This window comes from Pedobacter sp. 01N416, assembly GCF_056399685.1.
Genome location: NZ_JBFTRT010000018.1, coordinates 1 through 23,632, shown reverse-complemented (window position 1 = coordinate 23,632; position 23,632 = coordinate 1). Strand labels below are relative to the sequence as shown.

The following is a 23,632-nucleotide window of genomic DNA, read 5'->3' as shown; positions in this document are numbered from 1 at the left end:
TTTAATACCTGTTGATCTTTTTCCTTTAATTTGCTCGCTTCCATAAGATATGATTTGCTGGCAAAATTAATAAAACAAAATATAGTATTATTATTTGTGATTAATTAAGAACATTATGCTGAAATATTCTATTTTTGTAAAATTAAAATTCTTTTTAGCGCCTAGATTGAGGTGCCATGAAATATAAAATATGGCTATTGAAGGTTAAGTAGCGCTTGTCTTACGGCGTTGTCGGTTTGGTTTGCAGCCTTGTAATAACCTACGTCGCCTAGATAATAACGGCAAAGCAAAGCTTTTAAATCATTCAAGATCACATTTTTCGAATTATACAATTGAAAACGGTCTATCGCTACATTTTTGCGTTGAAGATACCCGATAAAGTCTTTAAAGTCGTTATCATTTATAGTAAAGATATTGATATTCTGCTCAACAAAACTGGCACTATACTTATTGGTAAGTACATTAAATACATAATCAGAAAGCACTTTTTTGCTCACTAAATTGCTGTAAAACTTATTGTAGCCACTTGTGTCTAATTTTACAAATACATCTGGCTGGATACCGCCAATCGGTTTAACTTTTCTGTTGGGCTGAATATTTACGCCTTCTGTTTTCTCAATAGAATCTTGAAAAGAGGTCCGGTCTCCGGTAAGCTCTCCGTCCATCATACGCTCGTCTAATTCATGTTTGTAGGCGTCGTAACCTTTTTTATACGATTTTTGGATACTGCGACCAGATGGTGTGTAATATCTAGCGATGGTTAAGTTCAATGCAGAACCGTCGCCAAAAGCAAACTGCTCTTGTACCAAACCTTTGCCAAAAGAACGGCGGCCAACAATAATTCCGCGTCCCAGATCCTGGATGGCTCCAGCTACAATTTCGCTGGCCGAAGCGGTATTTTCATTAATCAGGATAGCCAGTTTGCCATTTTGAAAAGCGCCAGTGCCCGTAGAAAAATAATCGGTACGTGGCTCATGTTTACCCTGTGTATATACAATAAGTTTGTTCTCGGCTAAAAACTGATCGGCCAAACCTGTAGCAGCAGTAAAATAACCACCTCCATTGTCACGCAAATCAAGAATCAGTTTTTTCATGCCCCTTGCTTTCAGGTTATTGGCTGCAACAGAAAAGTCGTTATCGGTATTAGCGCCAAACTTGCTGATCCGTACATAACCTGTTTCGTTATTGATCATATAAGCTGCATCAATACTGCTGATGTTTACTTTGCCTCGTGTAACCATAATGCGGTTACTTTGCGGTGTGCCTGGATGTAAAAGCACCACGCTAACACCTGTTCCAGATCTGCCTTTAAAACGGCCCGTAAGTTGGTCTTTTGGTAAATTTCTTCCACTTACAACTGCCGTATCGATACTTAGGATTTTATCGCCCAATTTTATCCCCGCCTGGTAAGCTGGGCCATCTTTAACCACGCCGGTAACCATCATGGTATCGTTAAGCATATAATATTCTATGCCCACACCCTCAAAGTTCCCTTCCAGGTTATCGGTCATATCCTGCGCATCGGTTGGTGGCAGGTAAACACTATGTGGATCGAGTTGGTGCAGAACGCTATCTATGGGTAAGTTTTGAAGCGAATCGGTATTGATATCACAGTTGAAATATCTTTGCCTCAGATCGAAAAATTAACATCGGCAGTGGCCGAGCGAATGAAAAAAGGTGGCCGTCTCTTTTATATAGGTGCGGGTACCAGTGGTCGTTTAGGTGTAGTAGACGCATCAGAATGCCCACCTACATACGGTGTTCCTTTTGATTGGGTTGTTGGAATTATTGCCGGTGGAGATACAGCCATTAGAAGAGCGGTAGAATTTGCTGAAGATGACGCCGAACAAGCCTGGAAAGATCTTCAGGAATTTGAAATTAACGAGAAAGATTGTTTGGTTGGTCTGGCAGCGTCAGGTACTACGCCATATGTAATCGGCGGATTAAACACGGCACGTAAGCATGGTATTTTAACAGGTTGCATCGTTTGTAATACCGGCGGACCTATTGCTGCAGAATCGGATTTTCCGGTTGAAGTGGTGGTTGGCCCTGAGTTTGTAACCGGCTCTACCCGTATGAAATCTGGTACGGCTCAAAAAATGGTGTTAAACATGTTAAGCACTACCGTTATGGTTCAGTTGGGGCGTGTAGTTGGCAATAAAATGGTCGATATGCAGTTAACCAACCATAAACTGGTAGACCGCGGTACACAAATGGTGGCCGATGAACTAAATATAGGTTACGATGAAGCAGCTGAGTTGTTAACCCGTTACGGAAGTGTACGTAAAGCAGTTGAAGCAGGACACTAAGAAATGAGAGAAGGATAGAAGGATTGAATGAAAATGAATTAGTGAATGAAAGAATGATTGAAGGATAGGATGTAGAAACGATCTTAACATTCACTCATTCAAAACTCAATCATTCAATAACTTATCTAGTCACTCATTCAAAATTCAATTATTCAATAATTAAAGTATATGCACGAAATTGAGCCTTATTACCAGTGGAGAGATGATTATATTTCGGCAGAAGATGAGCGTTCGCCATTTTACAATACCGAATATTCAGAACTTTACTTCGATAAGCAGATTTACAATTTTTTACTGCACCCGCAATGGGACGAGTTTGGTTCGAATACCTTATACATGAAGGTGTTATACGCCGATTATGATCGCAGTTATGCCGTTATAGAATTTATAGGAGAATGGAACGATGCCATTAACAACGATATTATGCTGCTGAAACGCGATATTTTAGAGCTGATGATGGATGAAGGCATTAATAAATTTATCCTGATCGGTGAAAATATACTGAATTTTCATGCCTCTGATGACAGTTATTACGAAGAGTGGTTTCAGGAAGTAGAAGATGGCTGGATTGTTGGAGTTAATTTTCAGGAACACGTAATCACCGAGTTTCGCGATAATAACATCGATTATTACATTAACTTTGGCGGTGCATTTGACAATCTGCCATGGCGCACATTAAAACCTTTACAGTTCTTTAAAAAAGTTGAAGAATTGCTGACAAAAAGATTAAACTAAATATTTATTTTTATATAGTTAAATACACAAAATTTAAAATGGAACAACAAAATTATCAATATCAAAAAGACAGTGTTTTTGTACAGGAAAGATCTGTTTCTAAAAAATTCTTTGCAAACGTTTTCTTGTGGATGTTCGTGGCATTGTTATTATCTACGCTTTCTGCCTTTTATATTTCTAACAGTGAAAGTGCATTAAGATCGTTAATCGATTTTGAAACCGGCAGAAGAACTGCTTTAGGTTACGTAGCCATGTTTGCACCACTTGGATTAGTTTTATTAATGGGCGCGGGTTTTAACAAATTATCTTATGGTGCACTATTAGGCGTTTTTGTGCTTTTCTCTATTTTATTAGGAGTAAGTTTAAGCTTTATTCTCTTAATTTATACCGGGGCGTCTATAATTACCTGTTTCGCTGCGGCTGCGGGTATTTTCGGTATTATGGCATTTATGGGCTATACCACTAATATTGATCTCAGTAAGTTCGGCCCTATCTTAATGGTAGGTGTTGCGGGATTATTTATTGCGAGCATTCTTAACATGTTTATTAAAAGCGAACAATTTAGCCTGATTATGGCTTTTGTAGGTATTGCGGTATTTACTGCGTTAACGGCTTATGATGTGCAGAAAATTAAAAGAATTGGGATGGGAATTCAGGAGAGTGGAGAAGCAATTCCAGAAGCAGACACTAAAAAACTGGCAATAATGGCTGCTTTGAATTTATATTTAGATTTCATCAATATCTTCCTTTTCTTACTTCGTATTTTCGGAAGCAGAAAATAGTCATTAACAGAACAATATTCTTAAGGCCGTGCAGAATTGCATGGCCTTTGTAATTTTATTTGGTAGCAAAGCGATAAATTTTGGAATTGATGTTGCTTTGTTGCATTTTTGTATGCTTATTAAGAAAGACGGAGGGATTAGACCCAACGAAGTCTTAGCAACCTGTAACCATACAAGGTGCTAAATTCTATTCTGCAAATAGCGGAAACAGATAAGTTTAGGATTACGATTCACGTACCAACTTTTTAAATAAGCCTTTTAGAGACTTGAGACCATAGATTTGAGATTTGAGACATTGTGTCTTATCCACTCTCATATCTGATATCTCATATCTCAAATCTTACAACAAGAATGAGCATAAGAGAAGAATTAGAAAAACGTATTTTGGTGATTGATGGTGCAATGGGTACCATGATTCAGCGATATACCTTAACCGAAGAAGATTTTAGAGGGGAGCGATTTAAAAACCATCCCTGTGATGTAAAAGGCAATAATGATTTGCTCAACATCACACGTCCGGATATTATTAAAACAATACACCTGGAGTACCTGGCCGCTGGTGCCGATATTATCGAAACCAATACGTTCAGTACACAGYGCATTTCCATGGCCGACTACCAGATGGAAGACCTTTCTTACGAAATGAGTTTTGAGGGCGCGCGGGTGGCAAAAGAAGCTGTAAACGTGTTCATGGCTGCAAATCCAGGCCGTAAATGTTTTGTGGCCGGTGCTATTGGCCCAACCAACCGTACCCTTTCCATGTCGCCGAATGTAAACGATCCTGGTTTTAGGGCAGTTTATTTTGATGAGCTCGAAGCCGCTTATTATGAGCAGGTGCGTGGTTTGGTAGATGGTGGTTCTGATGTATTATTAATCGAAACCATTTTCGATACTTTAAATGCTAAAGTGGCTATTGTAGCCATTAAAAAATATGAAGAGGTAATTGGCCGTAAACTGGAGATTATGATTTCTGGTACCATTACCGATGCCTCTGGAAGAACACTTTCAGGTCAAACTGCCGAAGCTTTCTTAAACTCTGTAATGCATGCAAAACCGTTAAGTATCGGTTTTAACTGTGCTTTGGGTGCTAAAGAAATGCGTCCGCATATTGAGGAGCTTGCTGCAAAAGCTGGCTGTTATGTTTCGGCCTATCCAAATGCAGGTTTACCAAACGAGTTTGGTGCTTATGATGAACAGCCGCATGAAACGGCACATTTAGTTGACGATTTTATTGCCTCTGGTTTTGTGAATATTGTAGGCGGCTGTTGTGGTACCACGCCAGAGCACATTGGCTGTATTGCCAAAAATGCCCGAAAAGCAGAACCCCGTAAAATACCTGTATTGGAGCCTTACATGCGTTTAAGTGGGCTTGAGCCTGTAACCATCACCCCAGAAAGCATTTTTGTAAATATTGGTGAAAGAACAAATATTACCGGATCTCCCAAATTCTCTAAACTGATTTTAGGTGGAGATTATGAAGCCGCACTGGCCGTTGCTCTGCAACAGGTTGAAGGTGGTGCGCAGGTAATTGATGTGAATATGGATGAGGGGATGTTGGATTCGGAAGCAGCAATGACCAAATTCTTAAATCTCATTGCCTCCGAACCTGATATTGCCAAATTGCCCATCATGGTCGATTCATCCAAATGGTCGGTTATTGAAAATGGCTTAAAATGTTTGCAGGGAAAAGGAATTGTAAACTCTATTTCACTAAAAGAAGGGGAGGAGAAATTCCGCGAAAGTGCACGCAAAATTATGCAATACGGTGCTGCGGTAGTAGTAATGGCTTTTGATGAGCAAGGACAGGCCGATAATTATGAGCGCAGAAAAGAAATCTGTAAAAGAAGTTACGATATTCTGGTGCACGAAATTGGTTTCCCGCCAGAGGATATTATTTTCGATCCGAACATTTTAACTGTTGCAACCGGATTAGAAGAACATAATAATTATGCTGTCGATTTTATAAATGCCACACGGTGGATTAAAGAAAACCTACCTCATGCTAAAGTGAGCGGAGGGGTTTCTAATATTTCTTTCTCTTTCAGGGGAAATAATACCGTTCGCGAAGCAATGCACTCCGCATTTCTTTATCACGCCATTCAGGCTGGGTTAGATATGGGGATCGTAAATGCAGGGATGCTAGAAGTTTATCAGGAAATTCCACCCGAATTGTTAGAAAGGGTGGAGGATGTACTCTTAAACCGAAGAGACGATGCTACAGAGCGTTTGGTAGAATATGCCGATACCGTAAAATCGAAAGGTAAAGAGGTAGTTAAAGATGAAGAGTGGAGAAAAGGTTCTGTTGAAGAGCGATTATCTCATTCTTTAGTAAAGGGAATTGTAGAATACCTGGATGATGATGTGGAAGAAGCCAGACAAAAATATGCCCGCCCGATTCAGGTAATCGAAGGACCGTTGATGGATGGGATGAACATTGTGGGTGATTTATTCGGTGCCGGAAAAATGTTCTTGCCACAAGTGGTAAAATCGGCAAGGGTAATGAAAAAAGCCGTAGCCTATTTATTGCCATTTATCGAACAGGAAAAGCTGGATAATCCCGATCAGGATCAAAGTTCATCTGCAGGAAGAGTTTTAATGGCCACCGTAAAAGGCGATGTGCATGATATTGGAAAAAATATTGTGGGTGTAGTATTGGCTTGTAATAACTTCGAAATTGTTGACATGGGCGTGATGGTTCCTGCGCAGGAAATCATCAAAAAAGCCAAAGAAATAAAAGCCGATATTATTGGTTTAAGTGGATTGATTACACCATCATTGGATGAAATGGTTCACTTTGCCAAAGAAATGGAGCGCGAAGGTTTTACCATTCCCTTAATTATCGGTGGGGCCACTACTTCAAGAATCCATGCTGCTGTAAAAGTAGCGCCAAATTATTCAGGACCTGCTATCCACGTATTGGATGCTTCCAGAAGTGTTACCGTTTGCAGCACCTTGATGAATCCTGAAACAAAAGACGATTATGTGGCAGGTATCAGGGCCGAATATGATAAAGCACGCGAAGCGCATTTAAATAAGCGATCGGATAAACGTTTTAAAACCTTAGAAGAGGCACGTGCAAATAAATTTAAGATTGATTTTCAGCCCAACCTACCCGTTCCGGAATTTACAGGCACAAGGGTTTTCGATAACTATCCCTTAGAAGAACTGGTTCCCTATATCGATTGGACGCCGTTTTTCCATACCTGGGAGCTCCGTGGCAGTTATCCGAAAATTTTCGATGATAAAAATGTAGGGGATGAGGCAAAGAAACTTTTTGATGATGCACAAACTTTATTAAAACGCATCCTCGACGAAAAACTGTTAACAGCAAGAGCCGTAATCGGTTTCTGGCCAGCTAATGCGGTTGGAGACGATATTCAGTTGACAGTTGCCAGTGATCAGCTGTCAAATGACTCAGAACTGAAAACTGAGAACTCCAAACTGGTAACTATCCATACCCTCCGCCAGCAGGCCGAAAAAGTAGATGGGCAGCCTTATTATGCTTTATCTGATTTCATTGCACCGAAAGAAAGTGGTATTCAGGATTATTTTGGTGGTTTTGCCGTAACCGCAGGTATCGGGATTGATGACCTGGTAAATGAGTTCGAATCGAATTACGATGATTACAATAGTATCATGGCTAAAGCATTGGCCGATCGTTTAGCTGAAGCTTTCGCAGAACGCTTGCACGAACGTGTACGTAAAGAATACTGGGGTTATGCACAAGATGAAAATCTGAGCAATCAGGAATTGATTAAAGAAGAATACGCAGGTATCCGTCCCGCGCCAGGTTATCCTGCCTGTCCGGAACACACCGAAAAAGGAACTTTATTCCAATTGCTTGATGCGGAGAATAAAATAGGGTTACACTTAACCGAAAGTTATGCCATGTATCCAACAGCAGCGGTAAGTGGGTTTTATTTCGCGCATCCCGATTCAAGGTATTTTGGATTAGGAAAAATTACCAAAGATCAGATTGAAGATTACGCCATCAGAAAGAATATGCCGGTTGAAGAAGTGGAGCGGTGGTTAAGTCCAAATTTAGCTTATTAATATTTTCGATTTGTCGTCCTGAGTGAATAGAAGGATCTCAAACCGAAGAACATATAATTTTGATGTTTGCAGTCATCAGAAATAAGAACTGCTACAATGTTAGAGATGCTTCGTTAGCACTCAGCATGACACCCAAAAATAGGTTATGAAGATTACAGACCATATAAAAAACGCAAAGGGTAAAACCTTGTTCTCTTTTGAATTATTGCCGCCTATTAAAGGGCAAAGTATACAATGGATTTATGATGCGATAGAGCCATTATTAGAGTTTAATCCTCCTTTTATTGATGTAACTTCGCTCCGCGAGGATTACATTTATAAAGAACAGGCGAATGGTTTGCTACAAAAGGTATCTTATCGTAAGCGTCCCGGAACCATTGCCATTTGTGCGGCCATTATCCATAAATATAAAGTAGATGCCGTTCCGCATCTCATTTGCGGTGGATTTACCAAAGAAGAAACCGAAAATGCATTGATCGATTTACAGTTCTTGGGTATTGATAACGTTTTGGCTTTGCGTGGCGATGCCCGTAAGGCAGATGGGAATTTCGTGCCAACTCCCGGCGGACACTGTTATGCTACAGATTTGATCGAGCACATCAAGAACCATAACGAAGGTAAATTTTTGCACGAAGATGTAGAAACCTTTAAAAGTGATTTCTGTATCGGCGTGGCTGGCTATCCGGAAAAACATTTCGAAGCGCCTAACATGAGTACCGATTTCAAATACCTGAAAAAGAAGGTTGAAGCAGGAGCAGAGTTTATTGTTACGCAGATGTTTTTCGATAACCAGAAGTATTTCGATTTTGTAAAAAAATGCAGGGAAAACGATATCAATATTCCAATTATACCAGGCTTGAAGCCTATAAGTACCTTGTCTCAGTTAAATGTGCTGCCTAAAATATTTCACATCGATTTGCCTGATGAGTTAACGGATGCGCTATCGCACGCTAAAAATAATAATGAGGCAAAAGAAATTGGTACTGAAGCCATGATTAAACAATGTAAAGAATTGATTGATTTTGGTGCCCCGGTGTTACACTTTTACACCATGGGCCGCCCAGAGCAAACCAAAAAGATTGCTAAGGCTATTTTTTAGTCTAAAAAGCGTCGTCATTGCGAGGCACGAAGCAATCCTACAACGATCGCTAATTAACCTAGCGCTTTAAGATTGCTTCGTGCCTCGCAATGACGTATTTTTTTTGTTACTTAAATTATCATCATGAATAATCTAAATATCGACCAACAAAACCTCGATGCCATACTGACAGAAGTTAAACAACAGGGAATAGATTATTTAAACCAAATTCATGAACGGCCTACAACCAGTTCTGCTGAAGTAGAGATTGTCTGGGATTTATGCGAGCAAGGTTTTGGTACACTTGAAGCCTTAAAACAATTTAATCAACGCTTCGAGCCTATTATGGTGGCCTCATCTGGGCCAAGATACTGGGGCTTTGTAACCGGTGGAACAACTCCTGCTGCCATTGCTGGCGATTGGCTGTCGACTATCTACGATCAAAACACACAAAGCGCAAAAGGTAACGGCGACGTTTCGGCTATCATCGAACTCGAAACCATCCAGTTATTACTTTCGTTGTTTAACCTGCCCAAGGATTTTTTCGGTGGTTTTGTAACCGGAGCAACCTTATCTAATTTTACCTGCCTAGCTGTTGCAAGGCAATGGATTGGCAAACAATTTGGAAAAGATTTTGCCAGAGAAGGTATATCAGGTAAGGTAAATGTATTGTCGGCTACACCGCACTCATCAGCCATAAAATCCTTATCGATGCTTGGCTTGGGTAGTGGCAATTTTATTCAGGTAAACGTAATGCAGGGCAACCGCGAAGCGCTAGATGTTGCCGACCTTGAACTAAAAATACAAGCCTTAAATGGCGAACCTTTCATTTTAATCTCAAGTGCCGGAACAGTAAATACGGTTGATTTTGATGATTTTGAAGCCATTAATGCCTTAAAAGAAAAATATAATTTCTGGTGGCATATCGATGCAGCCTTTGGCGGCTTTGCCGCTTGTTCGCCTAAATATAATCATTTTGTTAAAGGATGGGAGCATGCCGACAGTATTACGGTTGATTGCCACAAATGGCTAAATGTACCCTATGAAAACGCAGTATTTTTCGTGAAAGAAAAACACCAATTGTTACAGGTAGAAACCTTTCAGAATTCTAATGCAGCTTATTTGGGCAATCCGATGGAAAATTTCAGTTACTTAAATTTTTTGCCAGAAAATTCCCGCCGTTTAAAGACCTTACCTGCATGGTTTACCTTAACAAGCTATGGAAAACAAGGTTATCAGGAAATTGTAGAAACTAATGTTGAGGTGGCCTTACAGTTTGCCTGTTTTATTAATGAAAATCCAAACTTCGAGTTATTGGCACCCGTACGTCTAAATACCGTTTGTTTTTCGTTGACAGATGAAAGTTTAGTTGCAACATTCCTGAATAAGTTAAACGCGGGCGGAAAAGTTTTTATGACCCCTACATTTTATAACGGGAAGAAAGGAATACGTGCTGCTTTTGTAAACTGGCGGACCTCAGCCGCTGATGTTGAGTTGGCTACTACAGCTATGCTTGAAATTCTTACAGAACTTTAACCTTAAAATTATTGTTTTAATGCTGTAGCGTTTATCTTTGCACTAATGAAATTAGATGGCCTTAAATATGTACTTATTGCCTGCATTGCGATAGCTTTTTTCTTAAAAGTAAGTGATGCGGTTTCGTATTTAAACTATTCTACCAATAATGTTGAAGTTTTATCTACAAACGATGACGCAACAGAGAAAGAAGAAAAGAAAGTAGAAACTGAATATGCGGTGCAGCAAATCGCGTTTCATGGAGCGTTATATTTCCCACTTCAAACTTCAAAAAAGGTGCTTATTCCTGATTATTGTCTTCAATTGGCCTACTTCCCTGAGGTTTTAACGCCGCCACCTTCTGTATAAGCATATTCTTTAATGTTTAAACCGTTTCGCAAAAACGGAACCAATTCTCTATTTTAAAAATTACAAATAATATATATGAAACGAGCAATTTCATTTGCAGTGCTGTTAGTCGCTGCCGCTTTAAAAATCAGTGCACAAGAAGTTGTGCAGAACAATGTTAAACCAGTAGAAAATGCCCTAAATCAGGTTACTAAGTTGCAGCCTGTAAGTTTTAGTTATGATAAAGCCTGGGCCGAAAAACTGAAGTTATCTGCTAAACCACAGTATGGTTTTGTAGGAGCTGACGCTAAAATAGCTTTTCCTGAAATTGTTTCTGTACAGGCAAAAAGTTATGCATCAGGCAAAAATGCTTTTAAAAATGCTACTATTACCAAGGTAGATTATGAGAGTTTAGTCCCGCTTTTGGTCGCCAGTATAAAGGAACAACAGCAGCAGATTGAAGCACTACAGCGCGAGCTGAAAACACTAAAATCGCAAAACACTAAGTAAAAATGAATCCCGATGAAAGTCGGGATTTTTTTATTCTCTGTTTACTTTGTATTTCGGTATTTACTGTTCGATGTGCTTAAAAAGGAATGCATAGAGAAGTATGAAATAGGAACATTGTTTTATAGATACGTCATTCCCGCGCAGGCGGGAATCTTAATGCCTGTTACTTGCATTAGGATTCCCAATCAAGTTGACAATGATCAGACTTCGAAATAACAATGTATACTTATTATCCTTTAAGCAAATAACTTTTAAATCCTTCAAAATCCACATCTAACTGATCTGCATGTTTTGGTTTACTTTCCAAAGCTTTTACCTGTTCAGGGATTTCGATTTYAGCTGCAATATCTGCAGGGAAAATATCAGGGAACTTACAAGCGTGTGCCGTAGATAAGAAAACTGCGGCACTTTGGTCTGCAGGATTTTCGTTCCTGTATTTTTCAACTGCTAAATAGGCAATCGCGGTATGCGGACAAGCTACATAGTTTAACTTGCTGTCAATTTCTTTGATCCCTTCCAATGTTTCATCATCAGTAAAACGATAAGAGGTAACCACCTTTTTGATGGCTTCTACATCCTGATTAAAAAGATCCATAATGCGTACCCAATTGCTTGGTGCCCCTACATCCATCGCGTTCGAGTAGGTTTGTGTAGATGGTTTCGCTTCATATACGCCACTCTCTAAAAAGCGCGGAACGGTATCGTTAACATTAGTAGCAGCGATAAACTGCTTAACGGGTAATCCTAATTTATAGGCCAGTAAACCTGCGCCAATATTTCCGAAATTTCCACTTGGTACTGAAAACACCACGTCTTTAAAACCTTGCTTTTTCAGCTGGGCGTAAGTATTGAAATAATAAAATGTTTGCGGAATTAATCGCGAAATATTAATCGAATTGGCAGAAGTCAATCTAAATTTCGCATTCAACTCATCATCTGCAAAAGCTTGTTTAACCAAAGCCTGGCAGTCATCAAAAGTACCTTTAACTTCAACAGCTCTGATGTTTTCGCCGTTGGTGGTTAACTGCAGTTCCTGTATCGGGCTCACTTTCCCCTCAGGGTAAAGAATAGTTACTCTGGTGTTCGGCACACCCAAGAAACCCAAAGCTACTGCGCCACCGGTATCGCCAGAAGTAGCAACCAGAACATCTAAAAGTTGTTCGCCGTCTTTTAAGAAGTAAGCCATCACACGACTCATAAAACGGGCGCCAAAATCTTTAAAGGCCAAAGATGGACCGTGGAACAATTCGAGCACAAAGGTTTTGTTATCTAATTTAACAGCCGGTGCTTCAAAATTAATAGCATCATCAATTAAAGCTTTTAAATCATCTGAAGGGATCTCATCTTTTAATAAAGTTGAAGCTACCTTGTAAGCAATTTCAGGCAGAGAATATTTTTCTATATTCTGGATGAATTCGGGGTCAAGCTGTGGGATTTCAACAGGCATATATAAGCCTTTATCCTGCGGCATGCTGTTAAAAACGGCTTCTTTGAAAGAAACACGTAAGTTTTTATTGTTGGTTGAGTATAGTTTCATTTTTAATGAGGTTGGAGGGTTGAAAGGTTGAAGGTTGGAAGGTTTTGGATGCTTAGCCCTCCACCTTTAAAACCTCTACCTTCCAGCCTTAAGAAATTACTCTCGGTCCTTCCGCGTTAACCGGAGATACGAAAGCTTTGCTGTTAATATTTATTTTATGCAAATGTTGCTGTTGCGATTTTGTTATTTTTCTGGCTGTTTCTTCATCTTGAGTTAATGCGAAAACAGAAGGGCCTGAGCCTGAAATTCCGAAGCCGATTGCGCCGTTCTCCATCGCCAGTTTTCTCATTTCTTCAAAACCAGGTATCAAGATCGAACGTGTTGGTTCTACCAGAACGTCTTTCATGCTCCTTCCAATTAAATCAAAATCATTCATGAACAATCCACTCACTAAACCTGCAACATTTCCCCACTGGGTAACCGCATCTTTTAATGCTACTTTACTGCGGATCATTTGGCGTGCATCTTTGGTCGGTACATCTACCTCTGGATAAACAATTGCCGCATACATGCCGGCAGGCGTAGGTAAAGAAATTACATCAAGCGGTTCGTAACTTCTCACCAGTACAAAACCACCCAACAATGCAGGGGCAACGTTATCGGCATGGCCATAGCCACAGGCAAGTTCTTCGCCTTTCATGGCAAAAGGAACCAGCTCTTTAGTGGTTAATAAGTCGCCCATTAATTTGTTAATGGCAAATAAACCAGCTACTGTACTGGCCGAGCTTGAGCCCAATCCACTGCCAATAGGCATTTTCTTGTGCAGTTCAATTTCTACACCAACATCTAAACGGTTTATATGCTTTAAATAATGTTGAACACTGGCACTTACGGTATTTTTCGCTGCATCTAAAGGCAAACGGCCATCATCACCAGTAATTCTTTTGATCACCACACCAGGTGTATCGGTAAATCGCATTTCAACTTCATCACCAGGTTCGTTTACAGCGAAACCCAGTACATCGAAACCACAAACTACGTTTGCAACGGTTGCCGGAGCGAAAACTTTTATACTATTTTTCATTATTAATTGGCTTAGCTATTTGTTAAGCGTTATTTGGTTTAAATGATATTTCAAATGCACTAAGTAATCATCGATAAAAAAAGAAAGGGTGTGCATTTCTATTTTCCCTTTTCCTGTGTCGCAGGTATTTTGAAGCTTTTCCTCTGGAATATTTTCAATTACCCGGCTAATCTGATAGTTTAATAACTTCCAAAGCATTATAACTTCCGCAATAGCTGCCTCCTGGTAGTTTTGGTAGTTTACCCATTCATCCTGATGATAAATAATTTTAACCCCTTGTTCGTATTGTCCAACAACCAAACGACGGATGTTATTAACTGCACTATCTACCAAATGCCCCAACAGTTCCTTTTTAGACCATTTTAAAAGCTGCGGTTTATTATTCCAGGCCTCATCCGGAATATTTTCGAAATCGATCATCGCCTGATTAACCAGCTGAAGGATCTCGTTCTTTTTGTCTAAAACCGAATTCATCTTGCTACTTATTTAAAGTACCTACGTTAATGATATCCGCAAAAACTCCGGCAGCGGTAACTTCTGCACCAGCACCAGGGCCTTTTACTACCAACGGGCGGGTTTTGTAACGATCGGTTGTAAAAGAGATAATATTATCACTTCCCGAGAGCATATAAAAAGGATGACTGTCGTCAACCATTTGCAGGCTGATTTCTACATTTCCATTTTCAAGCTTACCGATGTAACGCAAAACTTTTCCATCGTTGGCTGCGGTATTCTTTAAATTTTCGAAGTATGCTGCATTCGCCTGTAATTCTGAATAGAAATCTTCAACCGATGTAGCATTTAGGCAGGCTTCTGGCAAAATGTTATCGATTTTTACATCACTGGCTTCTAACGGATAACCAGCATCACGGGCAAGGATCAGCATTTTACGCATAAAATCTTTTCCATTCAAGTCGTCGCGAGGATCTGGTTCAGTATAACCAAGTTCCTGAGCTTCCTTTACAGTTTCGTAAAAACCGGCATCACCTTTAAAATTATTGAAGATGTAAGAAATGGTTCCTGATAAAATCGCTTCAATCCGCGCTACCTTATCACCACTCATCATCAGCTCGCGCAGTGTGCGGATAATCGGCAGGCCTGCGCCAACATTGGTTTCGTAATAAAAATCTACACCAAATTTGCGGGCGGTATCTTTAAATGATTTATACTGGGCGTAATCTGCCGAGTTTCCTTTTTTATTGCAGGTTACTACCGAAATGCTGCTTTCGAATATGCCCTGATAAAATTCTATTGGTGATTCTGCAGCGGTGTTGTCTACAAAAACGCAGTTTGGTAAGTTTAGGGCTTTCATTTTGGCAACAAAACCCGCTAAATCTGCCTGTTCGCCATTTGTATTCAATTCAGTTTCCCAATTTTCTAACGAAAGGCCATCAGGGCTGAAAATCATTTTTCGTGTATTGCTGATGCCCGTTATCTTAACCTGTAAATCGTTATTCGCCGCTAAGAAAGGCATCTGTTCTTTCAGTTGGTTAAACAAGGTTTTGCCAATGTTTCCAGTGCCCAGGCAGAAAACGTTTAATGTTCTTTTCAGGTCGGTAAAGAAAGCGTCGTGCACTGCATTTACTGCTTTCGATAAATCGTCTTTGCTGATGATTACCGAAATGTTGTATTCTGAAGATCCCTGAGCAATAGCCCTTACATTGATACCGTTGCGGCCTAAAGCGCTGAACAAACGTCCGCTCATACCTGGTGTACGTTTCATGTTTTCGCCAACGATGGCCAAAACTGAAAGGTTATTTTCAACTTCCGGAAGTTCTAGTTTTTTAGCGTCTAACTCCAGTTCGAACTCTTTTTTGATTAGAGAAATGGCCTGTGAAGCATCCGTTGGTTTAACAGCGAAAGTAATGCTGTGTTCTGATGAAGACTGGGTAATCAATACTACATTGATCTGTTCGCGCGAAAGTAGTGAGAATAATCTTCCGCTAAAACCTGCCTTACCTACCATACCACTACCCGTTAGGTTAATAATGCTGATGTGATCGATAGAGGAAATTCCTTTTATGGGTAAACTTGATGTTTTAACATCGCTTTTGATATAAGTTCCTGCGAAATCAGGTTCGAAAGTGTTTTTAATCACAATCGGGATTTTCTTCATAAAAGCAGGAATCATTGTTGGCGGATAGATCACTTTCGCCCCAAAATAACTCAGTTCCATGGCTTCGGTGTAGCTTAATTCCGGTAACGAGAAAGCCTTTTTCACAATGCGTGGATCAGCTGTCATCATGCCGTTTACATCCGTCCATATCTCTATTTCTTCGGCATTTAAGGCTGCACCCCATACCGCTGCGGTATAATCAGAGCCACCACGGCCTAAAGTTGTTACCCTGCCTGCTGAATTGCTTGCTATAAACCCAGTAACAAAAAGTACTTTGTCTTTATTTTCCTGGTAAAAATTGTTGATCAGCATTTCAGTCAATTCGGTATCTACTTTCGCCTGACCGAAGTTGCTGTCGGTTTTAATCAGGTCAGAACCGTTAACATAAAGCGCATCGCCGAAATTTTGAGAAGCAATGTGGCTGATCATAAAAGTAGAGCAGCGTTCGCCGTAACTTAAAATCTGATCTTTGGTCTGCAAGCTCAGTTCGCGCAGATTGGCCACAGCCTGTAACAGATCTTCCAATTCGTTAAAAAAGATCTTTAAACGTGTAAACACAGGGTTTTGTGCAGCCGCAGGTAAAAGCGAGCGGATTACAGCAAAGTGTTTTGCTTCGATTTCTTTTAAATGAGCATCGTAATCTTCTCCACGCTCGGCCATTTCGGCTATATCGGTAAGCAAATTGGTTACACCACTCATTGCCGATAATACAACTACCGGGCTGATCTTTTGTTTTTCTTCGCCAACCAGGCGTAAGAGGGTTTTAATGTTCTCGGCCGAACCTACGGATGTGCCGCCGAATTTGAGTACTTTCATTAGTCTATATTGGTTTTAACTGTTTGATGCTGTGCGGATAATTCATGGTTGCTCGTACAGGTTTCATTCAGCATGGGTTTAAAAAAAAAGCGTCCCGACTTTCATCGGGACGCTTTCTGTGTTTTATGTTTTTTCAATTTACAACAAATTAGCCCCGCTGGTTTATACCGGTGGTAATAATAATCGTTGTAATAATCGAAGTGTTAAAATTCATCTTGTCTTTGTGTACTTTGTACACCGTAAAGTAGGAGATTATTTTTTTAAAATGCAAATGTTTTTTGATTTTTATTTCGAAATTTCTATTAAAACGTTTAATTAGATAAGATAGCCGCATTTTCTGAACCCGAAACCAAATCATTCCCACTTTGAGGGCTGCTCGCAGGGTGGGGTTGTTGGTAAGCGGTTTTAAATATTAGAAAAGGTGCTGTCGTAATTCTTCGGGTACGGCAGCCCTGCTAACCGCTATAGTCCCGATGGTGGTGCTGTTTTGTTGTTGGTGAGATCGGGAGCTGCCGCTTTTATCAGGTTTAGTTAAATTTGGGTTGTGGTACTATTTAAGTTGGTTACCTTTCCAGCGTATAATTCCCCTCCTTTGGCCTATCATGTGGACACATCTTTTGGTTTGGGTTTTTATGCGTTTTGCTAACCAACTTTAATAAAGCAAAGGTTTTACCGAAGAACGCGGTCAATCCCAAGTGGCGGAGAAATCAAAAAAACAGTTGCACAAAAGAAAAAATAGTACTACCAAGCCTTAAACGCAGTGGTTTTGTGTTCATAAAGGGTGCTTCAAAATGTTAGGAAAATTGAACACAAACCCCGAAGGGCTCAATCAGCCCAAAGAAAACACAAACACAAACTGATTAAACGAAGTGCCGCTGTTTTTTTGATGTGCTTGGATTGTGCTGAGCCGCCTTGCTGGATTGACAAAGCGCTTTGGGTACTTTGGCGCTCCAAAATGCGCTAGCATTCTTGAGCACAAATAAAAATAACATGATCTGCGAAAAACTACCATGCCCCGCGGCAAAGAGCGAAAAAAAATGACATTTGTGCCTTCTTAAGAGATCAAGGCCAGTTAATAGCAGGAAAGATGCTGAAATAAATTCAGCATGACGATCGCCTTAGGCATAAGGAACTAAAAACAAATTAGATTAAAAAAGATGTGTCCACACGATAGCTCCTCTGGCGGGGTGGCCAATATTTAATCATTTAACAAACCGTCATAAACTTAAAGCCTTGTCAATTAAAAGTTTAGACCAGCTAAAACCGTTTAACAAATTTTACTTAGTGTAATTTTTTAATTTTTTTTACCTTGTAAAATAGCTTGTAAATATCTGTAAATAAAATGTTTACATAATAGTGTATTTGCTACAATATGTAAAAAATTACGCTTCAAAACTAGTTTTTGTGGAAGATAAGTATTTACCTTTGCTGTACTAACTAACTTATTGTTATGAGCAAAAAGAAACTGCAAACGCCAGATTTAAGCTATTTAAATCTAGGCGGAAACATTGCTGTAAAGTACCAATTATCTCCAACGGAATTAATTGATGATGCCTTATTAAATAAAGAAGGTACGCTGGCTGCTTCAGGAGCGCTGGCGGTTGATACCGGCTGTTTTATAAGCTAACAAATTACCTTGAAGATAAGAAAATCTATGTCCGCGATTCTTCGGCCTGTGCCAACCCGGATTACGATATATCCATTCGGGTAATTACAGAAACTGCTTATCAGAATCTTTTTGCTCATCATTTGTTTATCCGCCCTGAAGAGGATCGTTTGGGGACCACACCAGAGTGGACCATCATTGCTGCGCCAGGTTTTTTGGCCGATCCGGCTATTGACGGAACCAGACAGGAAAACTTCTCCATCATCAATTTCACCAGGAAAATGATTTTGATCGGGGGAACTGGCTATACCGGCGAAATTAAAAAAGGAATTTTTTCTGTTTTAAACTTTATCCTGCCAGTATATAAGAATACGCTATCCATGCACTGTTCGGCCAATGTGGGCAAAAATGGCGATACCGCTATATTCTTCGGCTTGTCAGGGACTGGAAAAACCACCTTGTCTGCCGATCCCGAAAGAGGATTGATCGGTGATGATGAACATGGCTGGGGTAAAGATTCTGTATTTAATTTCGAAGGCGGTTGCTATGCAAAATGCGTAGACTTAACCGAAGAGAAAGAGCCTCAGATCTTTAAGGCGATCAAATTTGGCTCGTTGCTGGAGAATATTAATTTTTTTCCAGGTACAAAGGAGGTTGATTATAGCAATATCAGTAAAACGGAAAATACCCGCGTGGCTTACCCTATAGATTATATTGACAATGCGATTTTACCATCAATAGCGGCTGTTCCGAAAAATATCTTTTTCTTAACTGCAGATGCGTTTGGCGTATTGCCTCCAATTTCAAAATTGAATGTAGAACAAGCCATGTTCCACTTTATGAGCGGATATACAGCCAAGGTTGCAGGAACAGAAACAGGGGTGACAGAACCTCAGTTAACGTTTTCGGCTTGCTTTGGTAAAGCCTTCTTGCCATTGCACCCATCTAGATATGCCGCACTATTGGGCGAGAAGATGGAAAAACACCAGGTAAACGTATGGTTAGTAAATACGGGTTGGAGCGGTGGAGCTTACGGAGTAGGTAAAAGGATGAAATTAAGTTATACCAGAGCGATGATTACGGCAGCGTTAAATGGAGACTTGGATCATAATAAATATAAGCAACACCACGTATTTAAATTGATGATGCCGTTAAATTGTCCTGGGGTACCGGACGAAATTTTAGACCCCTCTAAAACATGGAGCAATCAGGAAGAATACTTTTTGAAAGCCTTCGAACTGTCGGATGCCTTTACAGAGAATTTCAAGCAGTTCGAACTGACAAAAGTACCAAAAAGCAGACACGAAGCGTTAAAATTATGTTAAATGCACTTTAAAATGCATTTTTTGAGCAAAAAATTTGCAATTCGATTTTTTTTTAGTTTTTATTGTGAAAGAATTGCCTCGGCTGGGGCAATTTTTTTGTTATACACCCTAGGTGATTTACCGAAACTAAATTCTAAGTAACGATTTAATTGCTTATTGATTTATTAATTTGTAATTTAAAATCAATTTATAAATTTGTTTTTCGCAACAATTTCGGATATGAAACGTTGAGTGTAGTACAAAAGAAAAAAACAGCTAAAAATTAAAAACAAGAACTAAAACTAAAATTTCAAAAAAAATGGCAAACGCACCAAAACCAACAACTGTTAAAAAAGAGAGCTCTTCTAGTGCTTCAAATGTATTTGCAACATTCGTTATTCCAATTTGTATTATCATTGGATTCTGTGTTTGGAGATTCGTATTCGGAGAAGGAAGTAACTTTATCGATGGTGACAGAGAAAAATTACCATTACCTGGTAACTATCTTGGAACAGCTTACAAAGGAGGTCCTATCGTAGCGATCTTAGTTGGATTACTATTAGTAGTAATTGTATTCTCTATCGAACGTTTCATCGTTATTGGTAAAGCAAGTGGAAAATCTAGCTTAGATACTTTCATTCGCAAAGTACAAGGTTTATTAAGCGCAGGTAACATCGAAGCAGCAAAAGCTGAGTGTGATAAACAAGAAGGTTCAGTTGCTAACGTAATTAAATCTGGCTTGAAAAAATACAGTGAAGTTGAAGCAGATACCAATATGGATGTTGAGCAATCAATCGTTGCAATCCAAAAAGAGGTTGAAGAAGCTACAGCTTTAGAAATGCCAATGTTAGAGCAAAACTTAACTGTAATTGCAACTTTGGTATCAATTGGTACATTAGTAGGTTTATTGGGTACAGTAACAGGTATGATCCGTGCATTCGCCGGTTTAGCAAACTCTGGTGCACCAGATCAGTCAGCATTAGCGGTAGGTATCTCTGAGGCGTTGATCAATACTGCAACAGGTATCTTGGTTTCTACTGTGGCAATTATCATGTATAACGTATTAACTTCTAAAATTGACAAGTTAACTTACGCTATCGATGAAGCTGGTTTCAGCATCGTTCAAACATACGCTAGTTCGCATAAATAAGAATTTTGAAAAAATTTTTACCGGCTTTATGGAAAACCGGAAAAAAGATCATCATTATTAAAACTAGTAAAAAATATTATGCCTAGAATTAAAGTTAAAAGAACAAGTACAGTAACAGATATGACCGCCATGTGTGATGTGGCGTCATTGTTACTTACTTTCTTCATCTTAACTGCTACAGCGAGGCAACCAGAACCACTAGCCGTTTCTACACCTTCATCTACATATGAGTTTAAGGTGCCGGTAGAAAACAATGCGATATTAACCATCGGGCAGGGTAAAGTTTTCTTCGAAGTAGCAGGTACAAAAGTGAGAGCGAAAACATTAGAACTAATGGGCGAACAGTATAAAATATCGTTCACTCCGTTAGAAATACAACGTTTCTCCAATATCGGGAGTTTCGGTGTACCGATCCAGAGTTTAAAATCTCTTATTGCCTTGAACGGTGCTGACCGTATGAAACCAGGGGTACAACCTGGCATACCTTCAGATTCGACTGACAATCAGTTAAATGATTGGGTGTTAAATGCCCGTCGAGCAACTAAGGAGCTTAATAATCAGGATATGCGCATCAGTATTAAAGGTGATGCTAAAGAAGAATATCCGGTAGTTAAAAAGATTATTGATGTACTTCAGAAACAAAGTGTAAACAAGTTTTTATTGGTTACCAACTCTGAAGCTAAAAAGAAATAAGAAATGGCAGAATTAAACACAGGCGGGAAGAAAGCCACCCCAAGGGTTGATATGACTCCGATGGTGGATCTAATGTTTCTTTTGGTAACATTCTTTATCTTAACAACAGTAATCTCTACGCCGCAAGCGATGGATATTGCAAAGCCAGATAAAAACGAAAAGTTACCTGAGAACAGATTGGAGCTGAAAGCAAGTAAAACAATGACTATTTTGTTGGGTAAAAGCAATAAGGTAGCATGGTATATGGGAGTAGCTGGCGAAAGCGCACCAACTATAGAATCTGGTTCACAAATCGAAGATGCTATTGTTAAAAATAGAAAAGCAGCTGATGCCTCAGGCGTTGCTGGAGACTTTGTTGTACTGGTAAAACCAACATCAGGTTCTACATTCCAAAACTTTGTAGACATCATGGATGAGTTGGAAATTCTTAAAGTTAAGGTTCGTCAGATCGACGATGATAACATCCTTGATAATGAGAAGCAGTTCATGAAAGAAAAAGGAATTTTATAATCAGTAAAACCAATAGTTATGTCGAAGTTAGATATATTCAGAAAAGAATGGCTTGAAGTGGTTTTTGCGGATAAAAACAAAACCTACGGTGCGTATCAGTTGCGTAAAAGCAATGGTGCCAACACCTCAAAAGCATTAATTATCGGCTCTATTATATTTATTGTGTTATTTTTCTCTCCTAAAATCTATAGCCTGATTAAAGGCTCAATGGATCATGAAGATGAGCAATTAAAAGCACAAGAAGTAATTTTAGCGCCACCACCACCAGTAGATCCTAAAACACCGCCACCACCACCGGTAGAGCCACCTCCACCAAAAGTTGACCAGGTGAAAATGCCACCTCCAATTGTAAAACCAGATATCGAGGTTCGTGATGAACCACCTACGGTTGAAAAATTGAAGGAAGCAGATCCAGGGCAGAGAGATATCAAAGGTGATCCAACAGCTGATATTGTTATCGCTGAACCAGTAGGTGAAGGACCAAAAAGAGAAGCTGCTGTTGCGGTTGATGATAATAAAGTTTACGACTTTGTTAGTATCGAGAAACAACCAGAATTCCCAGGAGGTATCTCTAAGTTTTATGGATACTTAAGTAAAGCAATAAAGTACCCTCCAATGGCACAAGAAAATAACGTTCAAGGTAAAGTATTTTTATCTTTCGTTGTTGAAAAAGATGGTAAATTAACTGATATCACAGTTACCCGTGGTTTGGGTAGCGGAACTGATGAAGAAGCCATCCGTGTATTGAAAGCTAGTCCACGTTGGAACCCAGGTATCCAGAATGGTAAGCCGGTAAGGGTAAAATACAACATCAACGTTAACTTTACATTGAACTAATAGTAGATGTTAAATTTTGATATTTTTAAGCAAAAATCGCCTAAACAGCGGTTTTTGCTCATTTTAGGCCTTGTCATGTTCGTTTTCTATGTGGTATTGGGCTTTGCATTTATATTTTACGAACCAATTGCCCTGCGATTAAGCACTATTCCGCAATGGGGGCGCATCGCAATCGGTATCTTCTTAATTATTTATGCATTTGTAAGACTTTTAAGCCTTGGAAGGCGCGACTAATCAGCTCAATGAAAAATTTCCTTTTAATATTTTGTGTACTAGCTTTACTTGTATCCTGCAAACGCAAAAATAAAGCCAATGCAGTTAAAGAAACCAGAACAAGCGGTACCTTAAAAATATTGGTTGATGAAAGTGTTGGACCGATTGTTCAGGATCAGATCGATATTTTTAGTTTGGATTATCCGGATGCAAAATTTCAGACAACGGTAAAACCTGAAGAAAAATTATTGCCTGCCTTTCTTAATGATAGTGTAAGGGTAATTGTTTTGCCAAGGTTATTAACCAAAGCAGAAGAAAAGTATTATAACCAGCGTAATATTAAAATCAACTCTTCGCGTTTTGCCATTGATGGTATTGCTTTAATTACCAATCAGGGCAATATCGATAGTACAATTAACGTTAAAGAGGTGATTGATATATTACAGGGGAAGAAGTCAGATAAAAAATTGGTCTTTGATAACGCTTATTCAAGTAC

General features: G+C 39.4%; 20 protein-coding genes and 1 riboswitch. Of the genes, 15 read left to right on the top strand and 5 right to left on the bottom strand.

Annotated features, from left to right (window positions below; all coding sequences use genetic code 11):
• Positions 1 to 194 precede the first annotated feature (194 nt).
• Positions 195 to 1,565 (bottom strand): S41 family peptidase, encoded by a 1,371-nt coding sequence (locus AC1DND_RS02145; protein WP_477578725.1) that lies wholly within the window; start codon positions 1,563 to 1,565, stop codon positions 195 to 197.
• A gap of 21 nt (positions 1,566 to 1,586) precedes the next feature.
• Here AC1DND_RS02145 and AC1DND_RS02140 point away from each other — a divergent pair, with 21 nt between their 5' ends.
• From AC1DND_RS02140 to AC1DND_RS02105, 8 genes are all read left to right on the top strand, one after another.
• Entirely contained in the window at positions 1,587 to 2,309 is a 723-nt protein-coding gene (locus tag AC1DND_RS02140) for an N-acetylmuramic acid 6-phosphate etherase (RefSeq protein ID WP_477578721.1), read from the top strand.
• Between the two features lie 168 nt (positions 2,310 to 2,477).
• Positions 2,478 to 3,044 carry a hypothetical protein gene (locus AC1DND_RS02135; RefSeq protein WP_057931446.1) on the top strand — a complete coding sequence of 189 codons (567 nt, stop codon included), beginning with the start codon at positions 2,478 to 2,480 and terminating at the stop codon, positions 3,042 to 3,044.
• Between the two features lie 38 nt (positions 3,045 to 3,082).
• Positions 3,083 to 3,826, top strand: coding sequence for a Bax inhibitor-1/YccA family protein (locus AC1DND_RS02130; RefSeq protein WP_215129941.1), 744 nt, complete (start codon positions 3,083 to 3,085; stop codon positions 3,824 to 3,826).
• A 113-nt stretch (positions 3,827 to 3,939) separates the two neighbouring features.
• Positions 3,940 to 4,044, top strand: a riboswitch (SAM riboswitch).
• A gap of 133 nt (positions 4,045 to 4,177) precedes the next feature.
• A complete protein-coding gene (gene metH / locus AC1DND_RS02125) occupies positions 4,178 to 7,879 on the top strand; it encodes a methionine synthase (protein WP_477578719.1) in 3,702 nt (1,233 codons plus the stop codon).
• Positions 7,880 to 8,024: 145 nt separating this feature from the next.
• Positions 8,025 to 8,978 carry a methylenetetrahydrofolate reductase [NAD(P)H] gene (metF, locus tag AC1DND_RS02120; RefSeq protein ID WP_108197393.1) on the top strand — a complete coding sequence of 318 codons (954 nt, stop codon included), beginning with the start codon at positions 8,025 to 8,027 and terminating at the stop codon, positions 8,976 to 8,978.
• Between the two features lie 123 nt (positions 8,979 to 9,101).
• Positions 9,102 to 10,493, top strand: coding sequence for a pyridoxal phosphate-dependent decarboxylase family protein (locus AC1DND_RS02115; protein WP_477578717.1), 1,392 nt, complete (start codon positions 9,102 to 9,104; stop codon positions 10,491 to 10,493).
• A 45-nt stretch (positions 10,494 to 10,538) separates the two neighbouring features.
• Positions 10,539 to 10,841, top strand: a complete 303-nt coding sequence (locus tag AC1DND_RS02110) for a hypothetical protein (RefSeq protein ID WP_477578715.1) — start codon at positions 10,539 to 10,541, stop codon at positions 10,839 to 10,841.
• A gap of 75 nt (positions 10,842 to 10,916) precedes the next feature.
• Positions 10,917 to 11,330, top strand: coding sequence for a tail fiber domain-containing protein (locus AC1DND_RS02105; RefSeq protein ID WP_477578714.1), 414 nt, complete (start codon positions 10,917 to 10,919; stop codon positions 11,328 to 11,330).
• A 229-nt stretch (positions 11,331 to 11,559) separates the two neighbouring features.
• On the opposite strand, the gene thrC is transcribed toward AC1DND_RS02105, so the two are convergent.
• The 4 genes from thrC to thrA form a co-directional block, all read right to left on the bottom strand.
• Entirely contained in the window at positions 11,560 to 12,867 is a 1,308-nt protein-coding gene (gene thrC, locus AC1DND_RS02100; RefSeq protein ID WP_477578712.1) for a threonine synthase, read from the bottom strand.
• A gap of 88 nt (positions 12,868 to 12,955) precedes the next feature.
• Positions 12,956 to 13,891 carry a homoserine kinase gene (locus tag AC1DND_RS02095; protein ID WP_477578710.1) on the bottom strand — a complete coding sequence of 312 codons (936 nt, stop codon included), beginning with the start codon at positions 13,889 to 13,891 and terminating at the stop codon, positions 12,956 to 12,958.
• Positions 13,892 to 13,906: 15 nt separating this feature from the next.
• Positions 13,907 to 14,365 carry a DinB family protein gene (locus AC1DND_RS02090; RefSeq protein WP_477578708.1) on the bottom strand — a complete coding sequence of 153 codons (459 nt, stop codon included), beginning with the start codon at positions 14,363 to 14,365 and terminating at the stop codon, positions 13,907 to 13,909.
• 4 nt (positions 14,366 to 14,369) lie between these two features.
• Positions 14,370 to 16,823, bottom strand: a complete 2,454-nt coding sequence (gene thrA / locus AC1DND_RS02085; RefSeq protein WP_477578706.1) for a bifunctional aspartate kinase/homoserine dehydrogenase I — start codon at positions 16,821 to 16,823, stop codon at positions 14,370 to 14,372.
• Positions 16,824 to 18,273: 1,450 nt separating this feature from the next.
• Between thrA and AC1DND_RS02080 the strand changes: the two genes are divergently transcribed.
• The 7 genes from AC1DND_RS02080 to AC1DND_RS02050 form a co-directional block, all read left to right on the top strand.
• The gene (locus AC1DND_RS02080; protein ID WP_477578704.1) at positions 18,274 to 18,450 is read left to right on the top strand and encodes a hypothetical protein; all 177 of its coding nucleotides are present in this window, start codon (positions 18,274 to 18,276) and stop codon (positions 18,448 to 18,450) included.
• Positions 18,435 to 19,754 (top strand): phosphoenolpyruvate carboxykinase (ATP), encoded by a 1,320-nt coding sequence (gene pckA, locus AC1DND_RS02075; protein WP_477578723.1) that lies wholly within the window; start codon positions 18,435 to 18,437, stop codon positions 19,752 to 19,754. The genes AC1DND_RS02080 and pckA overlap by 16 nt, the downstream gene beginning before the upstream one ends.
• 298 nt (positions 19,755 to 20,052) lie before the next feature.
• Complete coding sequence (locus AC1DND_RS02070) at positions 20,053 to 20,883, top strand: MotA/TolQ/ExbB proton channel family protein (RefSeq protein WP_057931433.1); 831 nt, start codon at positions 20,053 to 20,055, stop codon at positions 20,881 to 20,883.
• Positions 20,884 to 20,961: 78 nt separating this feature from the next.
• Positions 20,962 to 21,576: a biopolymer transporter ExbD gene (locus AC1DND_RS02065; RefSeq protein ID WP_477578702.1), complete on the top strand. Its 615-nt coding sequence runs from the start codon at positions 20,962 to 20,964 to the stop codon at positions 21,574 to 21,576.
• Between the two features lie 3 nt (positions 21,577 to 21,579).
• Positions 21,580 to 22,086, top strand: a complete 507-nt coding sequence (locus tag AC1DND_RS02060; RefSeq protein ID WP_138819651.1) for an ExbD/TolR family protein — start codon at positions 21,580 to 21,582, stop codon at positions 22,084 to 22,086.
• An 18-nt stretch (positions 22,087 to 22,104) separates the two neighbouring features.
• Positions 22,105 to 22,923, top strand: coding sequence for an energy transducer TonB (locus tag AC1DND_RS02055; protein WP_215129967.1), 819 nt, complete (start codon positions 22,105 to 22,107; stop codon positions 22,921 to 22,923).
• A gap of 242 nt (positions 22,924 to 23,165) precedes the next feature.
• Positions 23,166 to 23,632: substrate-binding domain-containing protein (locus AC1DND_RS02050; RefSeq protein WP_477578700.1), on the top strand; the 467-nt coding region annotated here is incomplete at its 3' end.